We start from the raw sequence: 26482 nt of genomic DNA, 5'->3' as shown, positions 1-26482 counted from the left end.
CCGAGACACCGAGTTCCCCCTGTCCGCCCGGCGGGGCCACCGTTGCCGCACGGAGCACGGTCGGCCCCACGGGTCAGGCGGAGCCCAGTGTCTGGGACGGGGACTCCCCGAACCGGGCCCGGTAGCGGTGCGCGAAGCGGCCCAGGTGCGCGAACCCCCACCGGTAGGCGACGTCCGAGACGGTGACCGTGCCCGGCGCCGAGACCCTCAGCTGCTCCCGAACCCGTTGCAGCCGCACCTCGTTGACGTACGTCATCGGGGACATGCCCAGGTTCTTGCGGAACGCCTCCTGGAGGGTGCGCAGGCTGACCTGGGCGATGACGGCGAGCTGACTGGCGTCGTAGGGCTCGGCCGGGCGCTCGCGCACCGCGTCCATCACCCGCTTGACGGCGGCGGGCCGCATGGACGGGGGTGGTGCCTCCAGTGCCGCGCGGTACTGGTGGTCGCTCGCCAGCAACAGGCCCTCCAGCAGCGCCTGTTCGATCCGCCTGGCGAACATCGGCTGCTGGAGCAGGCCGTTGGGCACGTCCCGGTCCAGCAGGCTCCACGACACCAGGTTCGTCCAGCTGCGCCCCGGACCGCGACTGGTGTCGATGATCGGCGCGATGACCGGGCGACGGTGCACCGCGCGGCCCAACAGCGTCTCCAACTGCCTTACCAGCGCCGCCTTGTCCACCTTTACCGTGATGATGGCGCAGTCGGGCGACCAGTCGTCGATGAGCATGTCGCCTGCGGGGTCGAAGACCACCGTGCGGCTGGTGGTGGCATACGAGGTCGGTCCCCGGCCCTGCCGCGCGCTGTGGGAGCCGGTGAGCGGCACCGCCAGGTTGTAGAAGCCCAGTTCGCCCGTCCGCGCCCTGATCGGCGTACCGAAGCTGATCTTGCCGACGGTCAGTCCGCCCAGATCGACGACGGAGAGGTCCGTGACAAAGTCGTCCGTCTCTCCCAGTACGTCCAGGCGAAAGTCGTAGTAGTGCGCGTTGATCGCCGCGTGTGCTTCCTCCACCGCCCGCGTGCTGTAGGTGTTGAACTCAGCCGGCTGTTCCTGCTGCGCCTCCATGGCCGCTCCCTCGTCGACACCAGGATGGCCCCGCCGGAGTGTCCCCAGCAGGCGTTCGGCGGCTATCGCGCACACGGATGTCCGACCCGTGTTAGGGCCGTCAACCTGCCGATCACACAAACCCGGCCGCCGCTCAACCGGCAAGCGGGTGAGCGAGTTCGAACCGGACCGTCTTGCCCATGCCGCCCTCGCGTGGGCCCGCGCCCCCTGGTCGGCCGGCGCGGCCACCAGCGCCAGGCCTCGGCCCGACTCGTCGTCCGGGCCCGGATCTCACGGCCCCGGGGGAGACCTTCACGTGGCGGTACGCGTGGCGGAGGAACTATGAGCGCCGAAGTGTCGTGGTTCAAGTCCAGCTACAGCGACTCCTCGGGCGACGCCTGCCTGGAAGTCGCCTACACCTGGCGCAGGTCCAGCCACAGTGACGCCCCCCACGCCATCCACGTCCGGGACTCGAAGCCCGGCCCTCGGAGCCCCCGGTTTCGCGGTCGCCTCGGACGCCTGGGCCGCCTTCGTCGCGTACGCCGCCGGAGCTTGAGCTTCGGCGGCCGGGACCCGAGTTCCCTTTGCATGGAATGGGCGGTGGGTCCAACCCACCCTCCCACCCTCCCCGCGCCTCAACTGCCCTACACACCAGCGAACATGACTTTTCGTGATCGGCTTGCGACGCACCGTCGCGACCGTCTACCGTTCGCAGCAACAAACGACCCCGGCAGGTGTTAGCAGCACCAAACCGGGGTCTGACCTCAAGATCGAAAAGAGCGATCTCATGGCTTACGACGACTCTAACGTCGCCCTGCCCACGGCCGCACACCCCCTGGCGAACCCCGGCTACGGCAAGCGCTCCGCCTCGGACCCACTGCCCGCCCGCGCAGTCACCTTCAGACATCTGCCCGCCCGCGAGGCGTACGTCGCCGGATTCATCGACCGCCTTCCCGACGGCGCCGCGATGGACGCCAAAACCCTCGCGAAAGCCCTCCCCCTCTACGGCCAGCAGGCCGTCCGGACCGCGCTCAACAACCTCTCCGCGACAGGGCATCTGCGCCGGGTACGCCTCCGAGCCGAGGGCAGCGACACCGGAACCCGGTGGGTGTTCCACACCTACTGGTCCCGTACCGCACGTGACAACGAATGGTGGGCCCGGCTCCTCGACGGTGACGTACCAGGTGCCGAACCGGATCCCGTAGCGCCCCGGGCACCCCGCGAGCCCGCACCGAAGGGCGCCCCCAGCGACGTACGACCAAAGAAGGCGGGTCCGTCCCCCGCATATACGGCTCTCGCCCAACTCGGCCGTACCGAACCGCGTTTGACGCTTTCCGCCGCCGACTGCGCCGCCCTCGAAGGCCTCGCCGCCGACTGGCTGGCCCGCGGGTCCGACACGACCCAACTGCTGCGGAGCCTCGCAGCCGGGCTCCCCGAACAGGTGCACTCACCCCGGGCCCTCGTCCAGCGACGACTGCGCGACAAGATGCCGCCCGAACTACCCACGCCTGACGTCCGCACGCCTCGCAACCTCATGGAGTGCACCGACTGCGGCGTACCCGGCCGCCCGGAGGCCCTGCCCGGAGGCCTGTGCCGCACGTGCCGGGACGCGGGCGCCGGTGCCGCCACGGCCTCACATGCCGCGCTTTCCGCAGACGTCGTACGCCATCGCGTCGACCAATTGCGCATCGCACTCCGCGAACCGTGTCGCACCTGACCTGTGGAGCCCTCCGACCTCAGCGGTCCGCGCCTCGCAAACCAGTTACCCTTCCAACAACAGGAGTTCATCGCATGACCATGCGATACCCTCGCATCATGGTCGCCAAGAAGCCCATCTCCGTAACCCTGGACCCTGACGTACTCGAAGAGCTGCAGCGTCTCGTCGAAGCGGGAGAGGCTTCTTCGCTCTCGGCGGCGATCAACGAGACCATGCGCAGCCGCGTGGAGCGACGGCGCAATGCCGAGCGGGCTCGCGCGTACATCGAGGAGACCCTGCTCGGCGGGCAGCCGCTGAGCGAGGAGGAAGTCGTCGAAGCCCGTGGGATGCTGGCCGCGAGCAAGGCCCGTACGGCCGCACGCCGTACGGGCGGTAACGCGGCGGCGTGAGCGACGGGATCGTCCTGGACCACCATGGTCTGCTCGCGCTGGGCCGCGGAAATCGAAGGCTCTCGGGGTTCGTCGTAGCAGCCCATGAGGACCCGCTCTACACGCTGTCCGTCCCCGCACTCTGCCTCGCCGAGGCCACCCGGAACCGGCCGGGCGTCTCCGCGCACCTGGCACAGCTCCCGGCGGTCGAGGTCACCGTGATCGACCGGATCGTCGCTGACACCATGGGGCGTATCGGGGCCGGGCTCTTTCCCGAGCAGGGCTGGCACGTCCTGCACGCGGTCGCGGCAAGTCTCGTCTCCGGGTGGGAGATCGCCACCACTGAACCGCAGGAGTACCGCGGCTTCGGAGTGTCTGTGCTGCCCGTCAACGGGAGAACGGACTGACGCGCCGAGCGCCTTGAAGAACGTGCAGGGGAATGTGCCGTCGTCGGCTTCCGGAGCGGTGCCGACCGAAAAAGCGCCCGTCTCCGCTGACGCTTCAGCAGGAGACGGACGCCGGTTCCGGCGTTCGACGACCAGTCAACCGGTCGCTTACAGCCCGCCCTCGGACATCCCGTGCACCGCCGGAACCGTGCCGAGCCGGCCCTTCTGGAAGTCCTCGAAGGCCTGCTGGAGTTCCTCGCGGGTGTTCATCACGAAGGGGCCGTAGTGGGCCATGGGCTCGCGGATCGGCTGTCCGCCGAGGATGACGACCTCCATGTCCGGGGTGTTGGAGTCCTGCTGCTCGTCCGCGCGGACGGTCAGCGAGGTGCCGGTGCCGAAGACGGCGGTCTGACCGGTGTGCACCGGGCGACGTTCCGTACCGACGCTGCCGCGGCCGGCGAGGACGTACGCGAGGCCGTTGAAGTCGGCACGCCACGGGAGCGTCAGCTCCGCGCCGGGCGCCAGGGTCGCGTGGACCATGGTGATCGGCGTGTGGGTGATGCCCGGGCCCTCGTGGCCGTCGAGCTCACCGGCGATGACGCGGAGGAGCGTGCCGCCGTCGGGGGTCGACAGCAGCTGGACCTGGCCGCCGCGGATGTCCTGGTACCTCGGGGCCATCATCTTGTCCTTGGCCGGAAGGTTCACCCACAGCTGGAGGCCGTGGAAGAGGCCGCCGGACATGACGAGCGCCTCCGGCGGAGCCTCGATGTGCAGCAGGCCCGAGCCCGCGGTCATCCACTGGGTGTCACCGTTGGTGATGGTGCCGCCGCCGCCGTTGGAGTCCTGGTGGTCGAAGGTGCCGTCGATGATGTAGGTCACGGTCTCGAAGCCGCGGTGCGGGTGCCAAGGAGTGCCCTTGGGCTCTCCGGGCGCGTACTCCACCTCACCCATCTGGTCCATCATGATGAACGGGTCGAGGTGGCGGTAGTTGATCCCGGCGAACGCACGGCGGACCGGGAACCCCTCGCCCTCGAAGCCACCGGGCGCGGTCGTCACGGTGAGCACCGGGCGGGCCACGGCATCGGCGGGCGCCACCACACGGGGCAGGGCCAACGGGTTCTCGACGGTCACTGCAGGCATGTCGGTACCTCCTTGTGCGTTCACTTTAGTTGATTGTTGAACTTTCTGCCACCTGTAACGACGGACGCCCGGAGGGCATTCCCTCCGGGCGTCCAGCACTGCTCCAGGTACGTCAGCCGTACATACGGCGCATCGCGAAGTCCACCATCTGCTCCACGGCCTTCGCGTCGAAGACCATGCGGTGCTCGCCCTCCATGTCGAGGACGAAGCCGTAGCCGGTGGGGAGCAGGTCGATCACCTCGGCGCCGGTGATCACGAAGTACTTGGACTCCTTGCCGGCGTACCGGCGGAGCTCCTTGAGGGAGGTGAACATGGGGATGACCGGCTGCTGGGTGTTGTGCAGCGCGAGGAATCCGGGGTTGTCGCCACGCGGGCAGTACACCTTCGACGTGGCGAAGACCTGCTGGAAGTCCTCGGCTGCCATCGACCCCGTGGTGAACGCACGGACCGCGTCCGCGAGGGACGGCGGGGACGGCTCGGGGTAGAGCGGCTGCTGCTGCCCGTACCCGCCGGGCATCTGGCCGCCCGGCATCTGCCCGGGCATCTGCTGCTGGGGCGCGGCGTACCCCTGCTGTGCGCCCGCGTTCTGGTCATAGCCGTACATGGGCGCAAGCGTACCGAGACGGCCGTCCGGGCGGGCAGGTACGGGAGCGACGGGCGGGACGGGATGCCCGCCCGCCTCCGGCGGACTGCCTCGTCACAGATGCCCGTCCGGGGTTGCGTCTTATTACCGACGGGTAGCATCATCGTAGCTACTAGCTGGTACGTGTAACGAGGCCCCGAGTTCTCCGAAGAGCTTCGGCCTCCCCGATCCCTTACGGAGCCGTCGCCATGGGGCACTACAAGTCGAATCTCCGCGACATCGAGTTCAACCTCTTCGAGGTGCTCGGGCGCGACAAGCTGTACGGCACCGGTCCGTTCGCGGAGATGGACGTGGACACCGCCAAGAGCATCCTCAGCGAGCTGACCAGGCTCTCGGAGAACGAGCTCGCGGAGTCCTTCGCGGACGCCGACCGCAACCCGCCGGTCTTCGACCCGGAGACCAACACCGCGCCCGTACCGGCGTCGTTCAAAAAATCGTACAAAGCCTTCATGGACTCCGAGTACTGGCGTCTGGGCCTGCCCGAGGAGATCGGCGGTACGACCGCCCCCGCGTCCCTGATCTGGGCGTTCGCGGAGCTGGTGCTGGGCTCGAACCCGGCGGTCTGGATGTACTCGTCAGGACCGGCCTTCGCGGGGATCCTCTTCGACGAGGGCAATGACGTACAGAAGAAGATCGCCGAGATCGCGGTGGAGCGGACCTGGGGTTCGACCATGGTCCTCACCGAGCCCGATGCGGGCTCCGACGTGGGCGCCGGCCGTACCAAGGCGATCGAGCAGGAGGACGGCTCCTGGCACATCGAGGGTGTGAAGCGGTTCATCACCTCCGGTGAGCACGACATGGAGGAGAACATCCTTCACTACGTGCTGGCCCGCCCCGAGGGCTCCGGTCCCGGCACCAAGGGGCTCTCCCTCTTCCTCGTACCGAAGTACCTCTTCGACTTCGAGACCGGCGAGCTGGGCGAGCGCAACGGCGCCTACGCCACGAACGTCGAGCACAAGATGGGCCTCAAGGCCTCCAACACCTGCGAGATGACCTTCGGCGACCGGCACCCCGCCAAGGGCTGGCTGATCGGCGACAAGCACGACGGCATCCGCCAGATGTTCCGGATCATCGAGTTCGCCCGCATGATGGTCGGCACGAAGGCCATCTCGACGCTGTCGACGGGCTACCTGAACGCCCTTGAGTACGCCAAGGAGCGCGTCCAGGGTCCCGACCTCGCGAACTTCATGGACAAGGCCGCGCCCAAGGTCACCATCACGCACCACCCGGACGTGCGCCGCGCGCTCATCACGCAGAAGGCGTACGCCGAGGGCATGCGCGCCCTGGTGCTGCACACCGCGTCCGTCCAGGACGAGATCGCGGTCCGGACGGCGGCGGGCGAGGACACCTCGCAGCTGCACGCGCTCAACGACCTGCTCCTGCCGATCGTGAAGGGCTACGGCTCCGAGAAGGGCTACGAGCAGCTCGCGCAGTCCCTACAGACCTTCGGCGGCTCCGGGTTCCTCCAGGAGTACCCGATCGAGCAGTACATCCGCGACGCCAAGATCGACACCCTGTACGAGGGCACGACCGCGATCCAGGGCCAGGACTTCTTCTTCCGGAAGATCGTCCGCAACCAGGGCGCGGCGCTGAACTCCCTCGCCGAGGACATCAAGAAGTTCCTCGCGCTCGGCACCGGCGGCGAGGAGCTGGCGGGCGCCCGCGAGCAGCTCGCCAAGGCGGCCGTCGAGCTGGAGACCATCGTCGGCCTGATGCTGACCGACCTCGCGGCGACCGAGCAGGACGTCAAGAACATCTACAAGGTGGGCCTGAACACGACCCGGCTGCTGATGGCCTCCGGTGACGTGGTCGTCGGCTACCTGCTGCTACGCGGTGCCGCGGTCGCCGCCGAGAAGCTCCAGACGGCCTCTGCCAAGGCTGTGTCTGCTAAAGATGTGCCCTTCTACAGCGGCAAGATCGCGGCCGCGAAGTTCTTCGCCGCCACCGTCCTCCCCGGCGTCACCGGCGCACGCAAGCTCGCCGAGGGCGTGGACCTGGACCTGATGGAGCTGGACGAGGCGGCGTTCTGACGCGTCTGATACGTACGGCTTGAAGCACGGCCCGTCAGTGGCCCGTTCCCGGAATCGGATTCCGGGAACGGGCCACTGACTTGTGCACACAGGAAACCGGAGCACACCGTTCCCGCGAGTGTGCAGACGGTGGACATATTTTCTTGACACTTTCCACACTTTCCCATGATCATTCAGACAGGCCTGATCAGGCCATGCCAGCCCCGGGGAGGGGCATGTTCAGGGGGTTCACATGAAGAAGACCAGCATTGTCATGCTCACTGTCGCGGGTCTGGCTCTGGCCGGGGCATCTCCGGCCGCCGCCCAGCTGTCAAAGTTCACGCCCAACAACAGGGCGTACGCCTACACGACCAGCTCCGACAGCCTCATCAACGTGTGGCAGCAGAAGTCCGGTTACTCGCACGCCGACTACTACCGCACCGCGAGTTCCGGAACCCAGCGGCACCTGTGGAACAAGAGCGGGGTGAACACCACGGTGACCAGCGGTTCGGGGAGCGATGTGTTCAAGCTCCGCGCGTGCGAGTGGGTCGCGGACAACGACGACATCTGCTCCGGCTGGGACTCCTGACCATCCCTCAGACGAGGCCGCGCGGTCGTGGCGACGAGCCGACCAGAGGGGGCTTCGTACCGTACGAGGCCGCATCACTCACCAGGCAGGGAAGCACAGTGAATCGGGAACACGACGGCCCGGACGAGGCCGCGTCCGTACTGAGGATCCGGGGACTGGGCTATCGCATCGGCGACCGGGAACTGCTCGAAGGGCTGGATCTGGACGTGCCCGCCGGCCGTTCCGTGGCTGTCACCGGTCCCAGCGGCAGTGGAAAGAGCACTTTGCTGGGTTGCGCACTCGGCCTGGTACGTCCCGGCTCGGGCAGCGTCGAGATCGCTGGCTCGGACCTGGTGCGGATGCGCGGGCGCGCGCTTGAGCGGCACCGCAGCCGGTCCATCGGTGTGGTGTTCCAGTTCGGCGAGCTGCTTCCGGAGCTGACGCCCGTCGAGAACGTCGCGCTCGCCGCGCTGCTCGCCGGAACCGGCGCCGCCGAGGCCTACCGGCGTGCGCAGGAGTTGCTCCGCGAGCTCAAGGTGCCCTACGGGGACACCCCGACCGGGCACCTCTCCGGCGGAGAGCGTCAGCGCACCGCCGTTGCCCGCGCCCTCGTCAACGAGCCGAAGCTGCTGCTCGCCGACGAGCCGACCGGCGCGCTGGACGAGAAGACCCGCGACAGCGTCGCCGACCTGCTCTTCGCGGTGCCGGAGCGATGGGGTTGCGGTCTCGTCGTCGTCACCCACGACCTCGCGGTGGCGGCACGCGCCGATCGCCGCCTCGATCTTCACGGCGGCCGGCTGGTCGAAGCCGGGGCAACCCCGGTGGTGACCGGATGAAACGCTCCTCACTGCGCTCGCAGTTGCTCCGGATGGGATGGGCCGCGGGCCGCCGGGCGGAGGGCGGCCGGATTCGCCGGGTCGCACTGCTTCTCGCGGCCGCCGCGCTCGCGGTCGGGCTGACCGCCGAGGTCGCGGTGTATGCCGCGTACGACGGCATCGAGCGGCGCTCCGCCTCGCGCAGCCTCCAGTTCCAGGCAGACTTCCCAGGCCGCGAGACCGTAGCGCGTGCCATCGACGGATTCGACACGCTCGACCAACGGCAGTACAGCGTCGTCTACATCAGACCGGAGTCCCCGGGCTCCCCGCTGCCTGTCGGTCTGGGCGAGTGGCCGAAGCCCGGCGAGGCCGTGCTGTCGCCGGCCCTTCTCACAGCCCTCAGGAACGCGGGTGAGCAGAAGCGGTACGGCAGAGTCCTCGACACCATCACCGCCCCCGGGCTCGCCGGCCCGGGCGAGCTGTACGCCTACGTCAATCCGACCGACCGCCAGTTCAACGCGGACAAGGCCTTCGACGTCGTCGGATTCGGTGGCTCGGCGCCGGGCTCTTCGGGCGACTGGTTGTTCATCGCCCCCCGGGAACGGCTCCAGACCGCGCTGTACCTCCTCCTCGTCCCCGCCCTGGTCCTCACCGTGATCGCAGCCCGTATGGGCTCAGCCGCCCGCGACCGGCGTACCGCGCTCATCAGCGCTCTCGGCGGCGGATGGCGGCACCGGCTCTGGCTCAACCTCGGCGAGTCCGCGCTTCCCGTGCTGTCCGGCGCACTGCTCGGCACCCTTCCCGCCCTTGCCGTCGCAGTCACCGGCGACGTGACGCTGCCGTGGATCGACTACCGGCTGTCCGCGGCGGACCTGGTCCACTGGTGGCGGGCACTCGCCCTCGCGGGTGGCGCGGCCGCAGCAGCCGTAATGCTCCTGGTCTGCGCCCTGCACCGAACGCCGAACCCTGCCAAGGCCCGCTCCACCCGGTTGGCGGCGCGCCGGGAGCGGGTCGTCCAGTGGGCCGCGATGGCCTGCCCGCTGCTGGTGTTCGCCACCGTGTGGGTGCCCGGGCTGCTCGACGTGGCCAGGCACTCCCAGTTGCGCTCCACTCTCTATCTCACAGGCGTGGCCCTGGTCATGCTCACTCTGCCCTGTGCGGTCGCGGTCGGTGCGGCCGCTGTGGGATCCCGACTCGCCCGCTCCGTGCGCCGGACCGGCAGTGCCGGAGCCCTGGTGGCGGGCCGCCATGCCGCGGCGCACCCGGCGATCACCGCACGGCTGGTGGCCGGTGTCTGCATCGCCATGGTCCTGATCAGCCAGCTTCAGCTCAAGAGCACGCAGTACGGGTCCACGGCCCAGGCCGCCGCGGCCACCCTGCAGACCATCGGGACGCGTGTCCTGGTGATGGACCTGAAAGGGGGGCAGCTGACACGCGAGCAGGCGGACCGCGCGCTCGCGGACCTTCCGGCGGGCACCCGCACGCTCGCCGTCTATCAGGAGGGCAGCCCGGAGCGCGGCGAGCTGCCGGTCACCCGGCTCCAGGGATCGTGCGCCGCGCTGGAGACACTGGGCCTGGACTGCGGGTCCCGCGGGACGCGCACGGTCGACGTTCCCCAGGGCGATGTCACACTCCGCACCGTGCTGGGGTGGGTCATGGTCGGCCCCGCGACAGGCGGCTTCAAGGTCAGCCGGAGCGACCCGCTCCCCGCGAAGCTGACCGAGGAGAACACCCCCCAGTCGTTGCTTCTCCTCTCGTCCGATCGGACCGGACTGCCCCTGGCCAAGATCCGGCAGACGGTACGGGACCGGCTGCCGATCGGCGCCGCGAGCGTGGGGACGTTCGGCGAGACCTGGCTGATCGGCGCCAATCTGTCGGCGGAACATGGACGTTGGGTGGTCTTCCTCGGCGTTCCGGGTGTCCTGCTGATCGCGCTTGCCGCTGCCCTTGCCAACCTCGCCGAGTTCGTACGGCTGAGCCGGGCGGTCGCTCCGCTCAGCGTGCTCACCGGACGACGACGGCTCTTCTGGACCAGCTCCGCCTGGAGCCTGCTGGTTCCCCTGCTGTCCGCCATCGTGTGGGGCTGTGTGACCGCCGTCTGGCTGGCCGCCCCGCAGGAGGACGCCACGCGGGGCATCGAGCTCTCCGGATCCCTGCTCTGGGGTACGGCCATGGGACTGGCCCTCCTGTCCCTCCTCGCCTGGTGCTGGGGAGCACGCTCGGCGATCAACGAAGCCACCCGCTGGCGGCCGTACGGCGCATAGCCGCACAGACGCCCGCGGGTACGCGTGGGGCGCCCGGCTCCGGCCGGCCCGCACGTCACCGGCTGCCTTGGCCGGCCGGTTGTCCCATCACTCACCATCGATCAGTGGCGCCAGGGGCTTCCCCGAAGCGCCGGAACGGGAAGAGACATGTCCAGAATCAGGAGAACGGCCGGCATCATGCTGGCCGCAACGGCCCTCGCCGCAGCCTCGCCCACCGCGGCCCAGGCCCTCTCGAAGTGGTCCCCGGACAACCAGGCGTATGCCTGGACCAAGCTCGACTCCGAGTTCGTCTCCGTGAAGACGTACACCTCCACCTACGCCCACGCGGATTACTACCGGGCCGCGAGCAACACCACGCAGCGCCACCTGTGGAACAAGAGCGGCACCGGCACCACCGCGACCAGCGGCGGTGGCAGCGTGATCTTCAAGCTGCGGGTCTGTGAATGGGTGAAGGACAACGACGACGACTGCTCGGGCTGGGACTACTGAGACCGCCCGGTCGCCACTCCTGAGGCCCCTCGCCCGGGACTGCCGAGCCAGGTCGCTCCGGCTACTGACGGCCTTGTGCTCCGCCAAGGACGGACACCCGACCGGAACCCGCCCCTCCAGTCAGGTGTCCGGCCGTGTCCGCCCTTCACAACCCCGTTACGAGGGCCCTCTCCCATCCCCGGGAGCGGGCCTTCTGGCGTCGTTAAGGTGAACCCCATGAGCACTCCCCCCCGCTTCGACCGCGGCCACACCGACGACCTCATGCCGTTCCTGGCGGCGAGCCCGACGCCGTACCACGCCGTGGCGAACGCCGCCGAGCGGCTGGAGAAGGCCGGATTCCGTCAGGTCGCCGAGACCGACGCGTGGGAGGGGACGAGCGGCGGGAAGTACGTGCTGCGCGGGGGTGCGATCATCGCCTGGTACGTACCTGCGGGTGCCGAGCCGCACACACCGTTCCGGATCGTGGGCGCGCACACCGACTCCCCCAACCTGCGGGTGAAACCGCGCCCGGACAGCGGGGCGCACGGCTGGCGCCAGGTTGCCGTGGAGATCTACGGCGGGCCGCTGCTCAACTCCTGGCTGGACCGGGATCTGGGCCTGGCCGGACGGCTGTCGCTGCGGGACGGCTCGACGCGTCTGGTGAACATCGACCGGGCGCTGCTGCGGGTGCCCCAACTCGCCGTCCACCTGGACCGTTCCGTCTCGACGGAGGGCCTGAAGCTGGACAAGCAGCGTCATCTGCAGCCCATTTGGGGTCTGGGCGAGCAGGTCCGCGACGGCGACCTGATCGCGTTCCTGGAGGAGGAGTCGGGGCTCGCGGCCGGCGAGGTGACCGGCTGGGACCTGATGACCCACTCCGTCGAACCGCCCTCCTACCTGGGCCGCGACAAGGAGCTGCTTGCGGGCCCGCGCATGGACAACCTGCTCTCCGTGCACGCGGGCACGGCGGCGCTGGCGGCGGTCGCGGCGGCCGACTCCGGTGAGCCGTATCTGCCGTACATCCCCGTCCTGGCCGCCTTCGACCACGAGGAGAACGGCTCGCAGTCCGACACCGGCGCGGACGGGCCGCTGCTCGGCAGCGTCCTTGAGCGCTCGGTGTTCGCGCGCGGGGGCTCGTACGAGGACCGGGCACGCTCCTTCGCCGGTACCGTCTGCCTGTCCTCCGACACGGGCCATGCCGTGCACCCCAACTACGCGGAGCGGCACGACCCGACGCACCACCCGCGCGCGGGCGGCGGGCCCATCCTCAAGGTGAACGTCAACAACCGCTACGCCACCGACGGTTCGGGCCGTGCGGTCTTCGCCGCCGCCTGCGAGAAGGCCGGCGTGCCCTTCCAGTCCTTCGTCTCCAACAACTCCATGCCCTGCGGCACCACCATCGGCCCGATCACCGCGGCCCGCCACGGCATCAAGACCGTCGACATCGGGGTCGCCATCCTGTCGATGCACAGCGCGCGTGAACTGTGCGGCGCGGACGACCCGTTCCTGCTGGCGAACGCGATGGTGGCGTTCCTGGAGGGCTAGGACCCGTGTAACGGAACCGGACGCCTCCACATGCGGTGCATGTCCAGCTCCACTGCGGGTACCCGGAGTTGGCCAGAACGACGCCGAGTTGAATGCAGGGAGGCGACACCCATGGGCCTGGGCGGATGCATCATTCTGATCGCCGCAGGAGCGATCCTCACGTTCGCGACCGACTGGGACATGCAGGGGGTCAACCTCGATCTGGTCGGTCTCATCTTCATGATCGTCGGACTGATCGGGGTGGCCACGTTCAGCAGCATGGCCAGGCGCAGGCGCGTGGTCATGCAGCCCAGCGCCCCGGTGATCGACGAGGAACGTCCCCACCGGGGCAGCTACCGCGACGGGTACGGCGGCTGAGTCAGGCCACTTGGGACAGGGCGCGCAGGTCAGGCGTCCGTCCCGGCCGATACGCCAGGGGTCCGTCCCGACCGATACGTCAGCCGTCCATCCCCGCGAGGACCAGCGGCAGCCGGTCCGTCCCGCCCTCGATGAGGCGGACCGGGACGCCCCAGTCCTGCTGATGGACGTGGCAGGCCGGGTACTCGTTGGCCGGATCGTCGTCGCAGGACGCGGCCATCGCGGAGACGTGCAGGACGCCCTCCGTGACGGCGGGGTTCAGCTCCAGGGCGCGGGAAAGATCAGTTCCCGCGCCCTCGCCCACCACCAGTAGCTCGGGCGGGGTCGAGGAGACGAGCAGCCGGGTGGACGGGCCGTACCGGGTGTCCAGCTTCTGGCCCGCCGGGGCCTGGAAGATGATGTCCAACTTGAGTGCCCCCGGGGCGACTTCGGTCGCCGCGCGCTGGGTGCGGTGGGCGACCGACTCGACCCGTACGGCCTCCTCGGGAAGCCGCAGCCGGGTCAGCCGGTGCCGGGCGGACTCGACGACCACGATGTCGTCCCCGACGAGCACGGCGTCGCTCGGCTCCCGCACGTCGGTTGCCAGGGTGGTCACTTCGCCGGTGGCGGGGTCGTAGCGGCGCAGCGCGTGGTTGTAGGTGTCGCTGACGGCGACCGAGCCGTCGGGAAGGGCGGTGACCCCCAACGGGTGCTGGAACAGCGCCTGTTCGGCGGGACCGTCCCGGTGCCCGAAGTCGAAGAGCCCGGTGCCGACGGCGGTGTGCACGGCTCCGTCGAGGTCGACCCAGCGCAGCGCGGAGGTCTCGGCGTCGGCCAGCCAGAGCCGGTCGGCGGTGGCGGCGAGCCCGGACGGCTGGGCGAACCAGGCCTCGGGGCCGGGACCGTCGACGAGGCCCTCGTTGGTCGTACCGGCCGCGACGGCGACGGTCCCCTCCGCGGGGTCGTACACCCACAGCTGGTGCACGCCGGCCATCGCGATCCACACCCGTCCGCCGAACACGGCGACGTCCCACGGTGAGGAGAGGTCGACCTCGCGCGCGGGCCCGGCGACCGCCGACCCCTGCCACCACTGGCGCCCCGTGCCCGCGAGGGTGGTGACCTCGCCGGTCGCGAGGTCGAGTCGGCGCAGGGCGTGGTTCACGGTGTCGGCGACGACCACCGACCCGTCGTCGAGCAGCGCCAGCCCCTGCGGCTCGCTGAACGCGGCCCGCGCGGCCCCGCCGTCCGTGAACCCTCGTACACCGGATCCGAGCCGCCGTACGACGGTCTCGGCGTCCGCCGCCAGTTCCACCAGCTGATGCCGGGTCGTGTCGCTGACCAGGAAGTTTCCGCCCGGGAGGGCCAGCGCCTTGCCGGGGAAGCGGAGCACGGTCGGCTCGGGCTCGGGCGCCACGTACGGCCCGTCGCCGCGTCGTAGGGTCCCCTTCGCGGCGTGCTCGGACTCCAGTTCCTCGACGAGCCGTGCGATCGCGTGCGCGTGCCCCTCTCCGGCGTGCTGCGCGACGACGTACCCCTCGGGGTCGATCACGACGAGCGTCGGCCAGGCGCGTACGGCGTACTGCTTCCAGGTCGCGAGCTCGGGATCATCGAGGACCGGGTGCTCGACGCCGTACCGCTCGACGGCGTCGACCACGGCCCGGTGCTCGGCCTCGTGGGCGAACTTCGGCGAGTGCACCCCGATGATCACCACCGTGTCCCGGTGCTTCTCCTCCAGCTCCCGCAGCTCGTCCAGGACGTGCAGACAGTTCACGCAGCAAAAGGTCCAGAAGTCGAGAACGACGATGCGTCCCCGCAGGTCAGCAAGTGTGTACTGCTCACCTCCCGTGTTCAGCCAGCCGCCCTTGCCGATCAGCTCGGGGGCGCGGACACGGACGCGACGGGTTGCGGAGTCTGCCATGGGGTCAAGGGTGCCACTAGGCCCCGTCCGGCCGGAAAGGACCTAGTGAAGGGCGTGGCCGGTCGTCGTGTCCACGTGCTCGGGGATCTCGTCGTGGCGGTCGCCGACGGTGAGGGTGCCGGTGGGTTCGAACAGCAGGATCGAGGCGCCGGTGGGGGCGGCCGGCCTGTGTTCGGTGCCGCGCGGGACGGTGAAGACGGAGCCCTTGGGGAGGACGACGGTCCGCTCGCCGGCCGCCTCCCGGAGCGCGATGTGCAGCTCGCCGTCGACGACCAGGAAGAACTCGTCGGTGTGGTCGTGCACGTGCCAGACGTGTTCGCCCTCGACCTTGGCCACGCGTACGTCGTAGTCGTTGACGGCGGTGACGATGCGGGGGCTCCACAGGTCGGTGAAGGAGGACAGGGCCTTGTCCAGGGAGATCGGGTCCATGTCCTCATCGTCCGGGGTGCCGGGTCTCCGTACGAGTGCTAGAAATCGCACATGCCGCAAGGATCCTCTCAGCACGCACCCCCGACCCGGCCGCACCGGGTCGCCGTGATCATCGACGAGGGCACGAACCCCTTCGAGGTCGGCGTCGCGACCGAGCTGTTCGGGCTGCCGCGGCCCGAACTCGGCCGGCCGGTGCCGCTCTACGAGCTGACCCTGTGCGGCCCCACGCCCGGCGTGCGGATGAACCACGGGTTCCTCACCCTGGCCGGCCTGCCGGGGCTCGACGCGGTGGACTGCGCGGACACACTGATCGTGCCCGGCCGTCCCGACAACGTCGTACCGCGCCCCGCCGCCGTGCGCGACGCCATCCGGCGCGCCCATGCGCGCGGCACCCGGATCGTGAGCTTCTGCACCGGCACTTTCGCGCTCGCCGAGGCCGGGCTGCTCGATGGGCGCCGGGCGACCACCCACTGGCGCTGGGCGGACTCCTTCCGCGAGCTCCATCCGAAGGTCCTGCTGGAGCCCGACGTGCTCTTCGTGGACGAAGGCGATGTGCTGACGGCGGCCGGCAGTGCGGCCGCACTGGATCTCGGGCTGCACCTCGTGCGGCGCGACCACGGCGCCGAGATCGCCAACGCGGTGTCCCGGCGGCTCGTGTTCGCCGCTCACCGCGACGGCGGGCAGCGGCAGTTCGTCGAGCGGCCCGTGCCCGACGTACCGGACGAGTCGCTCGCCCCGCTGCTGGCGTGGGCACAGCGGCGGATCGGCGAACCGCTCACGGTCGCGGACCTCGCGGCGCGTGCGGCGGTCAGCCCGGCCACGCTGCACCGGCGCTTCCGGGCCCAGCTCGGCACGACCCCTTTGGCGTGGCTCACCGGGGAGCGCGTCGCGCTGGCCTGCCGGCTCATCGAGCGCGGGGAGGAGCGGCTGGACGTCGTCGCGGAGCGCAGCGGTCTGGGGACCGCGGCGAACCTGCGGGAGCGGGTGCGGCGCGCGACCGGACTCAGCCCGTCGGCCTACCGGCGGCGTTTCGGACCGCCTGCCGGGGAACCGGTGAGGGCATGAGATACCTCGTACGCGACCGGCTCCTCGGCTTCGGTGACGACTACTGGATCGAGGACGACCACGGCAACAAGGTCTTCCTCGTCGACGGCAAGGCCATGCGGCTGCGGGACACCTTCGAGCTGAAGGACACGCAGGGGCGCGTCCTCATCGACATCCACCGGAAAATGCTCGCCCTGCGCGACACGATGATCATCGAACGTGACGGGGACCCGCTCGCGACGATCAAACGCAAGCGGCTGTCGCTGCTGCGCAACCACTACCGGGTGTCCCTGGTGGACGGCACCGAACTCGACGTCAGCGGCAAGATCCTCGACCGCGAGTTCGCCGTCGACTACGACAACGAACTCCTCGCCCAGATCTCCCGCCGCTGGCTGCACGTCCGCGAGACATACGGCGTGGACGTCGTACGGGAGGACGCGGATCCGGCGTTGGTGATCGCGGTGGCCGTGTGCGTGATCCACCTGGCGGAGAAGGAACGCGGGGAGGACTGACCGAATCAGCGGCGGGGGACTTCCAGCCCCAGCAACCGGTCCTTCAGCGCCGGGAACTGCTCGCGCGTCGACGCGACCCTCGCCGGGTCGAACTCCACCGTGAGGACCTCCTCGCCGGAGCCCGCCTCGGCGAGGACCTCGCCCCATGGGTCGACCACGATGGAGTGCCCGGCCTGGGGAACTCCGGCGTGCGTACCGGCCGTTCCGCAGGCAAGGACGTACGCCTGGTTCTCAACGGCACGGGCCTGGGCGAGCAGCGTCCAGTGGGAGCGGCGGCGCTCGGGCCAGCCGGCCGCCAGGACGAGGGTCTCGGCGCCCGCGTCGACGAGTGCGCGGAAGAGTTCGGGGAAGCGGAGGTCGTAGCAGGTGGCGATGCCGAGGGTGGTCTCCGGCAGGCGGACGGTCACCAGTTCGGACCCGGCCCCCATCAGCACGGCCTCGCCCTTGTCGAAGCCGAAGCGGTGGATCTTGCGGTAGGCGGCGGCCAGTTCACCGGTGGGCGAGAAGATGAGGGAGGTGTTGTAGAGGGGCCCGTCGGGGTCACGCTCGGGGATCGAGCCTGCGTGCAGCCACACGCCCGCGTCGCTCGCAGCCTTCGCCATCAGCTCGTACGTGGGCCCCACCAGCGGCTCGGCCTCCGCGCCGAACTCCTCGTACGCGAACGCCCCCGTGGTCCACAGCTCGGGCAGTACGACAAGGTCGGCGCCGGCCTGCTCCCGTACCAGACCCGCCACCCTCGTGCGCCGTGAATCAACGGATTCGGTGTCTTTTACGTCGACTTGGAGGATAGAGGCGCGCACAGTACCACCGTCCTGGCATTCGAGCCGTTGATACGGGCCTACGATCGTCACACCAAAGCACTGCCGGGGTGCCTCACAGCAGCGTAACTTAGCGTCCCAAGACACCCGCTGCCTGTGCACTGCCCGCGTCCAATCGCCCGAGGGGTCCCGTTCCGTGAGTCTGCATCCCAGCCTTCAGTCCTACGCCGACGCCTGGACCCAGTCGATCGAAGCGATATCCGAACTGGTGTCGCCGCTCGTGGAAGGCGAGTGGAACAGGCGGACGCCCTGCCCGGGCTGGTCGGTGCGCGACCTCGTCTCGCACGTCATCGGCCTCGACTCCGAGATGCTCGGCGACCCCCGGCCGATCCACACGCTCCCGCGCGACCTGTACCACGTGACGAACGAACACCAGCGGTACACGGAGATGCAGGTCGACGTACGCCGTCACCACACGGCGCCCGAGATGACCTCCGAGCTGGAGTACATGATCATCCGCCGCAACCGCCAGCTGCGGAACGAGAACAGGCAGCCCGACACCAAGATGCGTGGCCCCCTCAGCACCGAGGTCACCCTCGAACACGCCATGCGCAACCATGCGTTCGACGTGTGGGTGCACGAGCAGGACCTCCGCGCCGCCCTCGGCCGGCCCGGCGACCTCGACTCCCCGGGCGCCTACATCGCGCGCGACGAGCTTCTCGCCGCTCTCCCGAAAGTGGTCGCCAAGGACGCGGGTGCGCCCGCGAATTCGGCGGTCGTCATCGATGTCCACGGGCCGGTGGAGTTCCTCCGCACGGTCCGCGTCGACGCCGACGGCCACGGCACGATAGACGGCGCGCCCTCGCTGGGCCCGGCCGCCACCCTCACCCTCGACTGGGAGACCTATCACCGTCTGGCCTGCGGACGCGTGACACCCGACGCGGTCGCCGACCGCATCAAGACGGAGGGCGACCCGGAACTGACGACGGCGATCCTCCGGAACTTCACGGTCACCCGGTAGGTGGTTTGAGCCCCGGCGGCGTTTGAGGAGCGGGGTCCGGGGCGGACCACCAGGAACGGGGGACGGGTAGGGGCGTAGGGGGCGAAACCCACGACCCCCTACGCCGGAACGTGCACCGTCTCCACCCGGCTGGCAACCAACCGCTCCCGCTCCCTGCGAGCCGCCTGCTTCCGCAACCGGAAGATCTGGCTCAGGCCCACCGCCTGAAGCACGAACACGACGGAGAAGGCGAGCCGGTAACTGCCACCGGTCGCGTCCAGCAGCACACCGATCGCGAGCAGCGTGATCATGGAGGCGACGAAGCCGCCCATGTTGGTGATCCCGGACGCGGTCCCCTGCCGCTCGGGCGGATTCGCCGGCCGGGCGAAGTCGAACCCCAGCATGGAAGCGGGCCCGCAGGCCCCGAGCACCGTGCACAGCACGACCAGCACCCAGGTGGGCGCGTACTCCCCGGGGTACACCAGCACCCCCGCCCAGACGACCGCCGTCGCGGCCACCGTGCCGAGCGCCAGCGGAAGCCGGGCCGCGTGATGCCGGGCGACGATCTGCCCGTACACCAGTCCGACGACCATGTTGGACAGCACGACGAGCGTCAGCAGGTCACCGGCGGAGGCCGGGGACAGTCCCTCCGCCTCGACGAGGAACGGCAGCCCCCACAGGAGCAGGAACACCATCGCCGGGAACTGGGTGGTGAAGTGCACCCACATCCCGAGCCGGGTGCCGGGCTCCCGCCAGGACGCCGCGATCTGGCGCCGGACGTACGGGGCGCCCTGGTGCGGGAACGGCTCCGGCTCGTGCCCCTCGGGGTGGTCCTTCAGGAACAGCAGCATGAGGACGAGGACCACGACACCGGCGCCCGCGCTGCCCGCGAACGCCGCCGTCCATCCGACCCCGTGCAGCAGCCGGGCGATCACCAGCGTCGAGACGAGGTTGCCCCCCATCCCCACCAGACCGGCGAGCTGTGCGACGAGCGGCCCGCGCCGGGCGGGGAACCACCGGGTACCGAGCCGCAGGATGCTGATGAAGGTCATCGCGTCGCCGCAGCCAAGGAGCGCGCGCGAGGCGAGCGCCGTCCCGAACGAGGGGGAGAACGCGAAGCCCAACTGACCTGCCGTGAACAGCACCGCGCCGATGGCCAGCACCTTCTTGGTGCCGAGACGGTCGACCAGCAGGCCCACGGGTATCTGCATGCCCGCGTAGACGAGGAGCTGGAGGATCGAGAAGGTGGAGAGGGCGGAGGCGTTGATGTGGAAGCGGTCCGCCGCGTCCAGGCCGGCCACCCCCAGCGACGTACGGAAGATCACGGCGACGAAGTAGACGGAGACGCCGACGCTCCAGACGGCGATGGCGCGCCGACCGCCGGGCGGATCCCCGGGCAGCGTGGCCGGGGAACTCATCGGACCTCGCCCCGCGCCAGGTTGGAGAACCAGCTGACGTGCCGATGGATGAGGCCGACGACCTCCTCCGCGTCACCGGAGCGCAGCGCCGAGAGAATCTGCTCGTGCTCGCTGAGCGTCTTGGTGATCCGGTCGGGGTGGGCGTGCATCACGGCGACGCCCATCCTCAACTGCCGGTCGCGGAGCTGGTCGTAGAGCCGGGAGAGGATCTCGTTGCCGGCGCTGCGGACGATCTCGGCGTGGAAACAGCGGTCGGTGACGGCCGCGGCGGCCAGATCCCCGGCGGCGGCCTGCTCCTTCTGCTCGGCGAGCAGCTCCTCCAGGCGGGCGATGAGCCGCGGCGATGCCGGTACGGCCTTGCGCGCCGCGTGTCCCTCGACGAGCTGCCGGGTCTCCACCACGTCCGCGATCTCCTGCGCGGAGACGGGCAGGACGAGCGCACCCTTCTTCGGGTAGAGCCTGATCAGCCCCTCCACCTCCAGCCGGAGCAGCGCCTCGCGCACCGGCGTGCGCGAGACCCCCACGGCCTCGGCGAGCTCGCCCTCGGTGAGCAGCGTGCTGCCCTCGTAACGGCGTTCCAGGACACCTTGCTTGACGTGCGCGTAGACGCGCTCGGCGGCGGGGGGTTGTTTCGCAGGAGCGGGCACCGGCACGGTCGGGGTGGCTGCGGGGGACGGGGCGGAGGACATGCGCACAGCATAGATACAACACGTACGCATCGTCGCGCCCCTTCCAGAATGCGGACGCCCCTACGCCGGACGCGGCCCCTCGGACACACGCGCGAAGTTCTCCAAGAAAGCGCACAACCATTCGGTCCACTTACGTGTCACACGAGAGGCGGCACTTCCATGTAGCCGCGCTCCTTGGGCATTTAACGTAATCGGGGTAGGAAACTTGATAACCGGCATTAAGGGCACGCGCGTCCGCAGAGCTGCCGCCGTAGTCGTCACGACCGGCGCCATGATCGCGACCGGAGCCCTCAGCGCGGCTCCCGCACAGGCCCTCACCACACCCACGATCGCCGCCAAGGGCGGCTACGTGATGAACAACAGCACAGGCACCTCCCTGTACACCAAGAAGGCGGACACCCGCCTCTCCACCGGCTCCACCACCAAGATCATGACCGCCAAGGTCGTGCTCGCGCAGTCGAACCTCAACCTGGACGCCAAGGTCACGATCCAGCAGGCGTACAGCGACTACATCGTGACGAACACCGCCTCGTCCGCCCACCTGATCGTCGGCGACAAGGTCACCGTCCGTCAGCTCCTCTACGGGCTGATGCTGCCGTCCGGCTGTGACGCCGCGTACGCGCTCGCCGACAAGTTCGGCACGGGCACGACGCGTGCGGCCCGCGTGAAGTCGTTCATCGGCAAGATGAACACGGCCGCCAAGAACCTCGGCCTGACGAACACGCACTTCGACTCGTTCGACGGCATCGGCAACGGCTCCAACTATTCGACGCCGAAGGACCTGACGAAGATCGCCAGCAGCGCGATGAAGAACTCCACGTTCAAGACGGTCGTGAAGACGAAGACCACCACGCAGAAGGTCACCACCAAGAGCGGCGGCTACCGCAACTACACCTGGGAGAACACCAACAAGTCGCTGCTGAGCGGCTACAGCGGCATGATCGGCGTGAAGACCGGCTCCGGCCCCGAGGCCAAGTACTGCCTCGTCTTCGCGGCCACCCGCAACGGCAAGACCGTCATCGGCACGGTCCTCGCCTCCACGTCCATCCCCGCCCGTGAGTCGGACGCGAAGAAGCTCATGAACTACGCCTTCGCCAAGTAGCCGGTAGCTTCAGGGATTTCAGGCATACAGGCATTTCAGGCATACGGGAGGGGGCCTGCCGCGTACGAGCGGCAGGCCCCCTCCATGCGCCCACCACGTCCCGGGCCGACGCGATCGGCGGCGAAGGGGCGATGCGCGAGCCGCCCGCCGTGGTGTGTCAAGGAGAGACGGTCGCCGGGATCGAGGCGTCCTGAAACTCATGACGACGCGAAAGCCACCACCGTCGGCTCACCTGGGCGCCGGCCATGGCACCCACGACATTGATGAGGACATCGTCCACCGACGACACCCGTCCAACATCCAGCACATACTGTGCCGCCTCCACGCCCGTGGACAACAGCGCGGTGACCATGGCAACCCGTCCGAAGCCCGAGCACCATCGGCTTCGAAGCGGAAGGAGCAAGCCAAAAGCGAACAACAGAGCCACGTTTCCGCCGATGTTCAGCAACGTCACCCCTGACAGTGCCATCTGAGTGGTCCCGAGCGACGAGGAAAGTTCATCGAAAGGAATCAGACTCAACGTCCGCCCAGTTCCGTACCCCTGGGAAAGAGTGGCGTAGAGAAACGGCAGAACGGAAGCCGCCAAGAGGCCGTCCAGCACGGCCAAACGCCAGGACGCCCTTCCTGACTTGTGGCGCAGGATGAATGTGTGCAGCAGCCATGCCGTTGCGATGCAGACGGGAACCCCGACAAGGAGAGCTGCGGCCAGCTCATCCGCGTAATGACTAAAAGCCCTGCCCATGACGCCCTTTCGAAAGATCGTCACAGCGAGCCCCCCGAAAACGGGCCCCTGCGTCTCCCCATGCCCTGCCGTGCCCTGCCCAGACTCCGTAACCGGGATACAGGCATCTCGACGCTCGGCAGGTCGGCGTGCAGATCCGCACGGACGGAAGGCGAGAGAGCTGGCGTCGCCTGCGTGAGTGCTTCGATCGGATGCGAGCGGTCAGCGGGCCCCTACGGCAACGGAGCGCGTGCGGCAGCGAACCCGGCGAACGCCGCCCAGGCGGAGGGGGCAAGGCGGAGTATCGGCCCGTCCGCGTCCTTGGAGTCACGGACGGCGACGGTGCCGGGGATGTTGGGGGCGACTTCGACGCACTCCTGTCCGGCGTCTCCACCGCTATAGCTGGACTTGACGAACTCGAACGCGAACTCGGTCACCGGGCCTACATCTCCTTGCGAATGGCTTCGATCAGCTCAAGGGCGTTGCGCTCCGCCAGCCCGACCCGCGCGATGCGGTCGAAGATTCGGCCGTGCCGAGCAGCGTCCTCCTCGCTCTCCAACCAGAGCGTAGAAGAGGGTACGTCCATGTGTACGACGTCCAGGGCTCCGGGTTCAGCGAACGAGACAATGCTGAAGGACCCGATCATGCCCGGACTCGCGCCCGCCAGCCGAGGTAGGACCTGCACCTTCACCGTGTCTGTGCGAGCCAGATCCAGCAGATGCCCCAGTTGTTCCCTCATCACCTCACGGCCACCGACGAGTTGGCGCAATGCCCCCTCGTGCATCACCGCCCAGAGCTCCAATGGGCGGTCCGACCGCAGGCGCGCCTGACGGGCCAGTCTCGCCTCCACGAAGGGCTCGATCTCGTTCGGGTCCTCCCATGAGCCGGCTCCGACCGCCACGGCCCGCGCATAGTCCGGTGTCTGCAACAGACCGGGGATGAGGGCGAGTTGCCAGGTACGGATGCTGGTAGCAATGTCCTCCAGAGCCACGTACTCGACCATTGCAGGAAGCTGCGGGTACTGGTTCCACCAACCGTGGGCCTTGCGTCTTTCGCGGTCCGTCCGCGCAAGCGTCAGCAGCCTCTCGACCACCGTCTCGTCGGTCTCGCCATACAGGTGACACAGCGCACGGATGTCCGGGTCACGGATCGGCACCAGGCCGCGCTCCATCTTGGCGACCTTGGCCACCGAGGCCGACAAGGCGTCGGCCGCGTGCGCCTGGCGCATCTCGCACGCCTCGCGCATGCGCAGCAGCTCGCCTCCCAGTCGACGCGCCAGCACTGTCGACACGGACACGCCGCGATCAGGGTTCCTGCCCGCCATCCCGCGTTCCCTCCAACCGAGTTGGCCACAGTCTGTGCTGTCGCCGCACCGCGAGCAAGCAAGTTCGAGTAGAAATCTATGGCCTCACACTTGATGGCCACCCACTCACCCCGCTACCTTCAGTACTCACTCGCCCACCCAGCGACACCAGTTGGCGGAAGTGCACCGCGCTGCCCACCCCAGGGCCGTACGGCTGAGCCACCTCCCCCCACCCACCTGGCAGCCGCCCGGGCACCCGCCCCGCACAAGGAGGTGCGCCCATGACCGGCTCCTGCGACCCCGACCGCCACAAGAACCATCCGCACAGGCCCGACCGCTACGACGCCGTCAGCTACACCCCGTATCCGCAGAGCATCCCCCGCGCGCGCAGACGGGTGGCCCACCTCGCCGCCGAGTGGGGTCATCCCGGCGCAGCCGGTGACGCGGCACTGCTGGCAAGCGAGTTGTGCACGAACGCGCTGTTGCATGGGTGTCTGCGGGACCGGCTGTTCCGCGTGGAGACGTCGCTCATCGGTCAGGTGTTACGGATCGCCGTCACCGATCCGAAGGGCGAGCGCCTGCCGGAGCCCCGCACGGCACAGGAAGGCGACCAGTTCGGGCGAGGCCTGCTCATCGTCCGCGTGCTCGCCAGCCGTTGGGCCGTCGAGAACCTCACCGTGGGCAAGACGGTCTGGGCGGAACTGAATGGTGCCGAGGAAGGCAGCGGTCGTGCCGCGAGTCCCAGTGACACGCCGTAGGCGCGGCGTGTCACTGGGACTCAATTACCCCTTGGCAAAGACGTCTCACCGAACCGAACGGATTCGCCGACGGGACTCTTCACGGACGACAGCCCGGGGTTCTCGGGTCACGCCCAAGTAATCAGCCGCTTCGGCTGCTCCAGGATCGCCGCCACATCTGCCAGCACCTTGGAGCCCAACTCCCCGTCCACCAACCGGTGGTCGAAGGACAGCGCCAGCGTGGTGACCTGGCGGGGCTTGACCTTGCCCTTGTGGACCCAGGGCTGGAGCTTGATGGCGCCGACGGCGAGGATCGCGGACTCGCCGGGGTTGAGGATCGGCGTGCCGGTGTCGACGCCGAAGACGCCGACGTTGGTGATGGTGACCGTGCCGCCCTGCATCGCGGTCGGGGAGGTCTTGCCCTCGCGGGCGGTGGCCACCAACTCACCCAGTGACTCGGCCAGTTGCGGCAGGGTCTTGGTGTGCGCGTCCTTGATGTTCGGGACGAGCAGGCCGCGCGGGGTGGCGGCCGCGATGCCCAGGTTCACGTAGTGCTTGAGGACGATCTCCTGACCGGCCTCGTCCCAGGACGCGTTGATGTCCGGGTTGCGCTTGATGGCGACCAGCAGGGCCTTGGCGATCAGGAGCAGCGGGTTCACCCGCAGACCGGCGAGATCCTTGTCCTGCTTGAGCTCCTCGACGAGCTTCATCGTGCGCGTCACGTCCACCGTCACGAACTCGGTGACATGCGGCGCGGTGAACGCCGAACCGACCATCGCCGCGGCCGTGGCCTTGCGGACACCCTTGACCGGGATACGGGTCTCGCGCGCCGCGTCGTACGAGGCGACGGGCGCCGCGGTCCGGACAGGAGCGGCCACGGGCTGCTGGACGACCGGCTCCGGAGCCGTCGGCGCCGGTGCCACCGCCGCGTGCACGTCCTCGCGCGTGATGATGCCGTCCGGGCCGGCCGGACGGATCGTCGCCAGGTCGACGCCGAGGTCCTTGGCGAGCTTGCGGACCGGGGGCTTGGCCAGCGGACGGGCCGCCGCGGACGCGGAGTGCCCGTGTCCGTTCAGCTCGGCCTGGACGGCCTGGATCGCCGAAGCCGCGTAGACCGGCTCGGCCGCCTGGGCCGGAACCTCGGCGCCCTTGCGGGGGCGGCGCTTGGTGGAGGACACGGCGACGCCGTAGCCGACGAGGACCGGCGTGCGGCCCTCGGGCTTGGGCTGCTCGGCGGCGGGCGCTTCGACCGGTGCCGCGGGGGCCTCCTCGATCGGGGCGGCTCCTCCTGCCACCTCCACCGCGATGATCACCTGGCCGACGTCCACCGTCGTCCCCTCGGGGAAACGGAGTTCGCGCACCACACCGTCGTACGGAATGGGCAGCTCCACGGCCGCCTTCGCCGTCTCGACCTCGCAGACCACCTGTCCGTCGGTGACCTGGTCGCCGGGCTGGACGTACCACTTGAGGATCTCCGCCTCGGTGAGTCCCTCGCCCACATCGGGCATCTTGAACTCGCGGAGCCCCGACGCCTTCTCAGTCATCGTCGTCAC

At 69.3% G+C, this 26482-nt stretch carries 28 protein-coding genes; 16 read left to right on the top strand and 12 right to left on the bottom strand.

Annotated elements, in window-relative coordinates:
- Positions 1-73: 73 nt before the first annotated feature.
- Entirely contained in the window at positions 74-1060 is a 987-nt protein-coding gene (locus ACIPC1_RS14565; protein WP_402516756.1) for an AraC family transcriptional regulator, read from the bottom strand.
- A gap of 24 nt (positions 1061-1084) precedes the next feature.
- Here ACIPC1_RS14565 and ACIPC1_RS14560 point away from each other — a divergent pair, with 24 nt between their 5' ends.
- The 4 genes from ACIPC1_RS14560 to ACIPC1_RS14545 all read left to right on the top strand — a co-directional run bounded on the left by ACIPC1_RS14560 (position 1085) and on the right by ACIPC1_RS14545 (position 3531).
- Entirely contained in the window at positions 1085-1780 is a 696-nt protein-coding gene (locus tag ACIPC1_RS14560; RefSeq protein ID WP_402516755.1) for a DUF397 domain-containing protein, read from the top strand.
- A gap of 46 nt (positions 1781-1826) precedes the next feature.
- Positions 1827-2756 carry a MarR family transcriptional regulator gene (locus ACIPC1_RS14555; protein WP_402516753.1) on the top strand — a complete coding sequence of 310 codons (930 nt, stop codon included), beginning with the start codon at positions 1827-1829 and terminating at the stop codon, positions 2754-2756.
- Positions 2757-2830: 74 nt separating this feature from the next.
- Positions 2831-3145: a ribbon-helix-helix domain-containing protein gene (locus tag ACIPC1_RS14550; protein ID WP_365441304.1), complete on the top strand. Its 315-nt coding sequence runs from the start codon at positions 2831-2833 to the stop codon at positions 3143-3145.
- Positions 3142-3531 carry a hypothetical protein gene (locus tag ACIPC1_RS14545; protein ID WP_402516751.1) on the top strand — a complete coding sequence of 130 codons (390 nt, stop codon included), beginning with the start codon at positions 3142-3144 and terminating at the stop codon, positions 3529-3531. The genes ACIPC1_RS14550 and ACIPC1_RS14545 overlap by 4 nt, the downstream gene beginning before the upstream one ends.
- Before the next feature lie 147 nt (positions 3532-3678).
- Here the strand turns inward: ACIPC1_RS14545 and ACIPC1_RS14540 are convergent, their stop codons facing one another.
- Both ACIPC1_RS14540 and ACIPC1_RS14535 read right to left on the bottom strand, forming a co-directional pair.
- Positions 3679-4650, bottom strand: coding sequence for a pirin family protein (locus tag ACIPC1_RS14540; protein ID WP_402516749.1), 972 nt, complete (start codon positions 4648-4650; stop codon positions 3679-3681).
- A 112-nt stretch (positions 4651-4762) separates the two neighbouring features.
- A complete protein-coding gene (locus tag ACIPC1_RS14535; protein WP_365441298.1) occupies positions 4763-5254 on the bottom strand; it encodes an SseB family protein in 492 nt (163 codons plus the stop codon).
- 227 nt (positions 5255-5481) lie between these two features.
- Between ACIPC1_RS14535 and ACIPC1_RS14530 the strand changes: the two genes are divergently transcribed.
- From ACIPC1_RS14530 to ACIPC1_RS14500, 7 genes are all read left to right on the top strand, one after another.
- Positions 5482-7323 (top strand): acyl-CoA dehydrogenase, encoded by a 1842-nt coding sequence (locus ACIPC1_RS14530; RefSeq protein WP_402516747.1) that lies wholly within the window; start codon positions 5482-5484, stop codon positions 7321-7323.
- A 232-nt stretch (positions 7324-7555) separates the two neighbouring features.
- The gene (locus ACIPC1_RS14525; RefSeq protein WP_402516745.1) at positions 7556-7891 is read left to right on the top strand and encodes a hypothetical protein; all 336 of its coding nucleotides are present in this window, start codon (positions 7556-7558) and stop codon (positions 7889-7891) included.
- Positions 7892-7989: 98 nt separating this feature from the next.
- Complete coding sequence (locus tag ACIPC1_RS14520) at positions 7990-8706, top strand: ABC transporter ATP-binding protein (protein ID WP_402516743.1); 717 nt, start codon at positions 7990-7992, stop codon at positions 8704-8706.
- Entirely contained in the window at positions 8703-10949 is a 2247-nt protein-coding gene (locus ACIPC1_RS14515; protein ID WP_402516741.1) for a hypothetical protein, read from the top strand. Before ACIPC1_RS14520 ends, ACIPC1_RS14515 begins: the two co-directional genes overlap by 4 nt.
- A gap of 177 nt (positions 10950-11126) precedes the next feature.
- Positions 11127-11438: a hypothetical protein gene (locus tag ACIPC1_RS14510; protein ID WP_402516738.1), complete on the top strand. Its 312-nt coding sequence runs from the start codon at positions 11127-11129 to the stop codon at positions 11436-11438.
- Between the two features lie 216 nt (positions 11439-11654).
- Positions 11655-12962: a M18 family aminopeptidase gene (locus ACIPC1_RS14505; protein ID WP_384377418.1), complete on the top strand. Its 1308-nt coding sequence runs from the start codon at positions 11655-11657 to the stop codon at positions 12960-12962.
- Positions 12963-13073: 111 nt separating this feature from the next.
- Positions 13074-13319, top strand: a complete 246-nt coding sequence (locus ACIPC1_RS14500; RefSeq protein ID WP_384377415.1) for a hypothetical protein — start codon at positions 13074-13076, stop codon at positions 13317-13319.
- 79 nt (positions 13320-13398) lie between these two features.
- Here ACIPC1_RS14500 and ACIPC1_RS14495 read toward each other — a convergent pair whose 3' ends face one another.
- Positions 13399-15216, bottom strand: coding sequence for an NHL domain-containing thioredoxin family protein (locus ACIPC1_RS14495; RefSeq protein WP_402516736.1), 1818 nt, complete (start codon positions 15214-15216; stop codon positions 13399-13401).
- Between the two features lie 42 nt (positions 15217-15258).
- A complete protein-coding gene (locus ACIPC1_RS14490; RefSeq protein ID WP_402516734.1) occupies positions 15259-15645 on the bottom strand; it encodes a cupin domain-containing protein in 387 nt (128 codons plus the stop codon).
- A gap of 51 nt (positions 15646-15696) precedes the next feature.
- On the opposite strand from ACIPC1_RS14490, the gene ACIPC1_RS14485 reads away from it, so the two are divergent.
- Positions 15697-16710, top strand: coding sequence for a helix-turn-helix domain-containing protein (locus ACIPC1_RS14485; protein ID WP_402516732.1), 1014 nt, complete (start codon positions 15697-15699; stop codon positions 16708-16710).
- Entirely contained in the window at positions 16707-17201 is a 495-nt protein-coding gene (locus ACIPC1_RS14480; RefSeq protein WP_402516730.1) for an LURP-one-related/scramblase family protein, read from the top strand. The genes ACIPC1_RS14485 and ACIPC1_RS14480 overlap by 4 nt, the downstream gene beginning before the upstream one ends.
- Before the next feature lie 5 nt (positions 17202-17206).
- Here the strand turns inward: ACIPC1_RS14480 and ACIPC1_RS14475 are convergent, their stop codons facing one another.
- Entirely contained in the window at positions 17207-18001 is a 795-nt protein-coding gene (locus ACIPC1_RS14475) for a carbon-nitrogen family hydrolase (RefSeq protein ID WP_402516728.1), read from the bottom strand.
- Between the two features lie 154 nt (positions 18002-18155).
- Between ACIPC1_RS14475 and ACIPC1_RS14470 the strand changes: the two genes are divergently transcribed.
- Positions 18156-18980: a maleylpyruvate isomerase family mycothiol-dependent enzyme gene (locus tag ACIPC1_RS14470; protein WP_402516726.1), complete on the top strand. Its 825-nt coding sequence runs from the start codon at positions 18156-18158 to the stop codon at positions 18978-18980.
- Positions 18981-19078: 98 nt separating this feature from the next.
- Here ACIPC1_RS14470 and ACIPC1_RS14465 read toward each other — a convergent pair whose 3' ends face one another.
- Both ACIPC1_RS14465 and ACIPC1_RS14460 read right to left on the bottom strand, forming a co-directional pair.
- On the bottom strand, positions 19079-20377 hold the full coding sequence (locus ACIPC1_RS14465) for a nitrate/nitrite transporter (protein ID WP_402516725.1): 1299 nt from the start codon (positions 20375-20377) through the stop codon (positions 19079-19081).
- Complete coding sequence (locus ACIPC1_RS14460) at positions 20374-21066, bottom strand: GntR family transcriptional regulator (RefSeq protein ID WP_402516722.1); 693 nt, start codon at positions 21064-21066, stop codon at positions 20374-20376. The genes ACIPC1_RS14465 and ACIPC1_RS14460 overlap by 4 nt, the downstream gene beginning before the upstream one ends.
- Before the next feature lie 205 nt (positions 21067-21271).
- Here ACIPC1_RS14460 and ACIPC1_RS14455 point away from each other — a divergent pair, with 205 nt between their 5' ends.
- A complete protein-coding gene (locus ACIPC1_RS14455) occupies positions 21272-22168 on the top strand; it encodes a D-alanyl-D-alanine carboxypeptidase family protein (protein ID WP_402516721.1) in 897 nt (298 codons plus the stop codon).
- Between the two features lie 157 nt (positions 22169-22325).
- On the opposite strand, the gene ACIPC1_RS14450 is transcribed toward ACIPC1_RS14455, so the two are convergent.
- The 3 genes from ACIPC1_RS14450 to ACIPC1_RS14440 all read right to left on the bottom strand — a co-directional run bounded on the left by ACIPC1_RS14450 (position 22326) and on the right by ACIPC1_RS14440 (position 24213).
- Entirely contained in the window at positions 22326-22934 is a 609-nt protein-coding gene (locus tag ACIPC1_RS14450) for a VanZ family protein (RefSeq protein ID WP_402516718.1), read from the bottom strand.
- A gap of 188 nt (positions 22935-23122) precedes the next feature.
- Positions 23123-23326: a DUF397 domain-containing protein gene (locus ACIPC1_RS14445; RefSeq protein WP_402516716.1), complete on the bottom strand. Its 204-nt coding sequence runs from the start codon at positions 23324-23326 to the stop codon at positions 23123-23125.
- 5 nt (positions 23327-23331) lie between these two features.
- The gene (locus ACIPC1_RS14440; RefSeq protein WP_402516715.1) at positions 23332-24213 is read right to left on the bottom strand and encodes a helix-turn-helix domain-containing protein; all 882 of its coding nucleotides are present in this window, start codon (positions 24211-24213) and stop codon (positions 23332-23334) included.
- 260 nt (positions 24214-24473) lie between these two features.
- Here ACIPC1_RS14440 and ACIPC1_RS14435 point away from each other — a divergent pair, with 260 nt between their 5' ends.
- Positions 24474-24950: an ATP-binding protein gene (locus ACIPC1_RS14435; RefSeq protein WP_402516713.1), complete on the top strand. Its 477-nt coding sequence runs from the start codon at positions 24474-24476 to the stop codon at positions 24948-24950.
- A 107-nt stretch (positions 24951-25057) separates the two neighbouring features.
- Here ACIPC1_RS14435 and ACIPC1_RS14430 read toward each other — a convergent pair whose 3' ends face one another.
- The gene (locus ACIPC1_RS14430; RefSeq protein WP_402516711.1) at positions 25058-26482 is read right to left on the bottom strand and encodes a dihydrolipoamide acetyltransferase family protein; all 1425 of its coding nucleotides are present in this window, start codon (positions 26480-26482) and stop codon (positions 25058-25060) included.

Origin of the sequence: Streptomyces sp. NPDC087263 (assembly GCF_044744645.1) — a bacterium.
Classification (GTDB): Bacteria; Actinomycetota; Actinomycetes; order Streptomycetales; family Streptomycetaceae; genus Streptomyces.
Note: the sequence above shows the minus strand (reverse complement) of the source record. Positions and strands in the feature narration are given on the sequence as shown.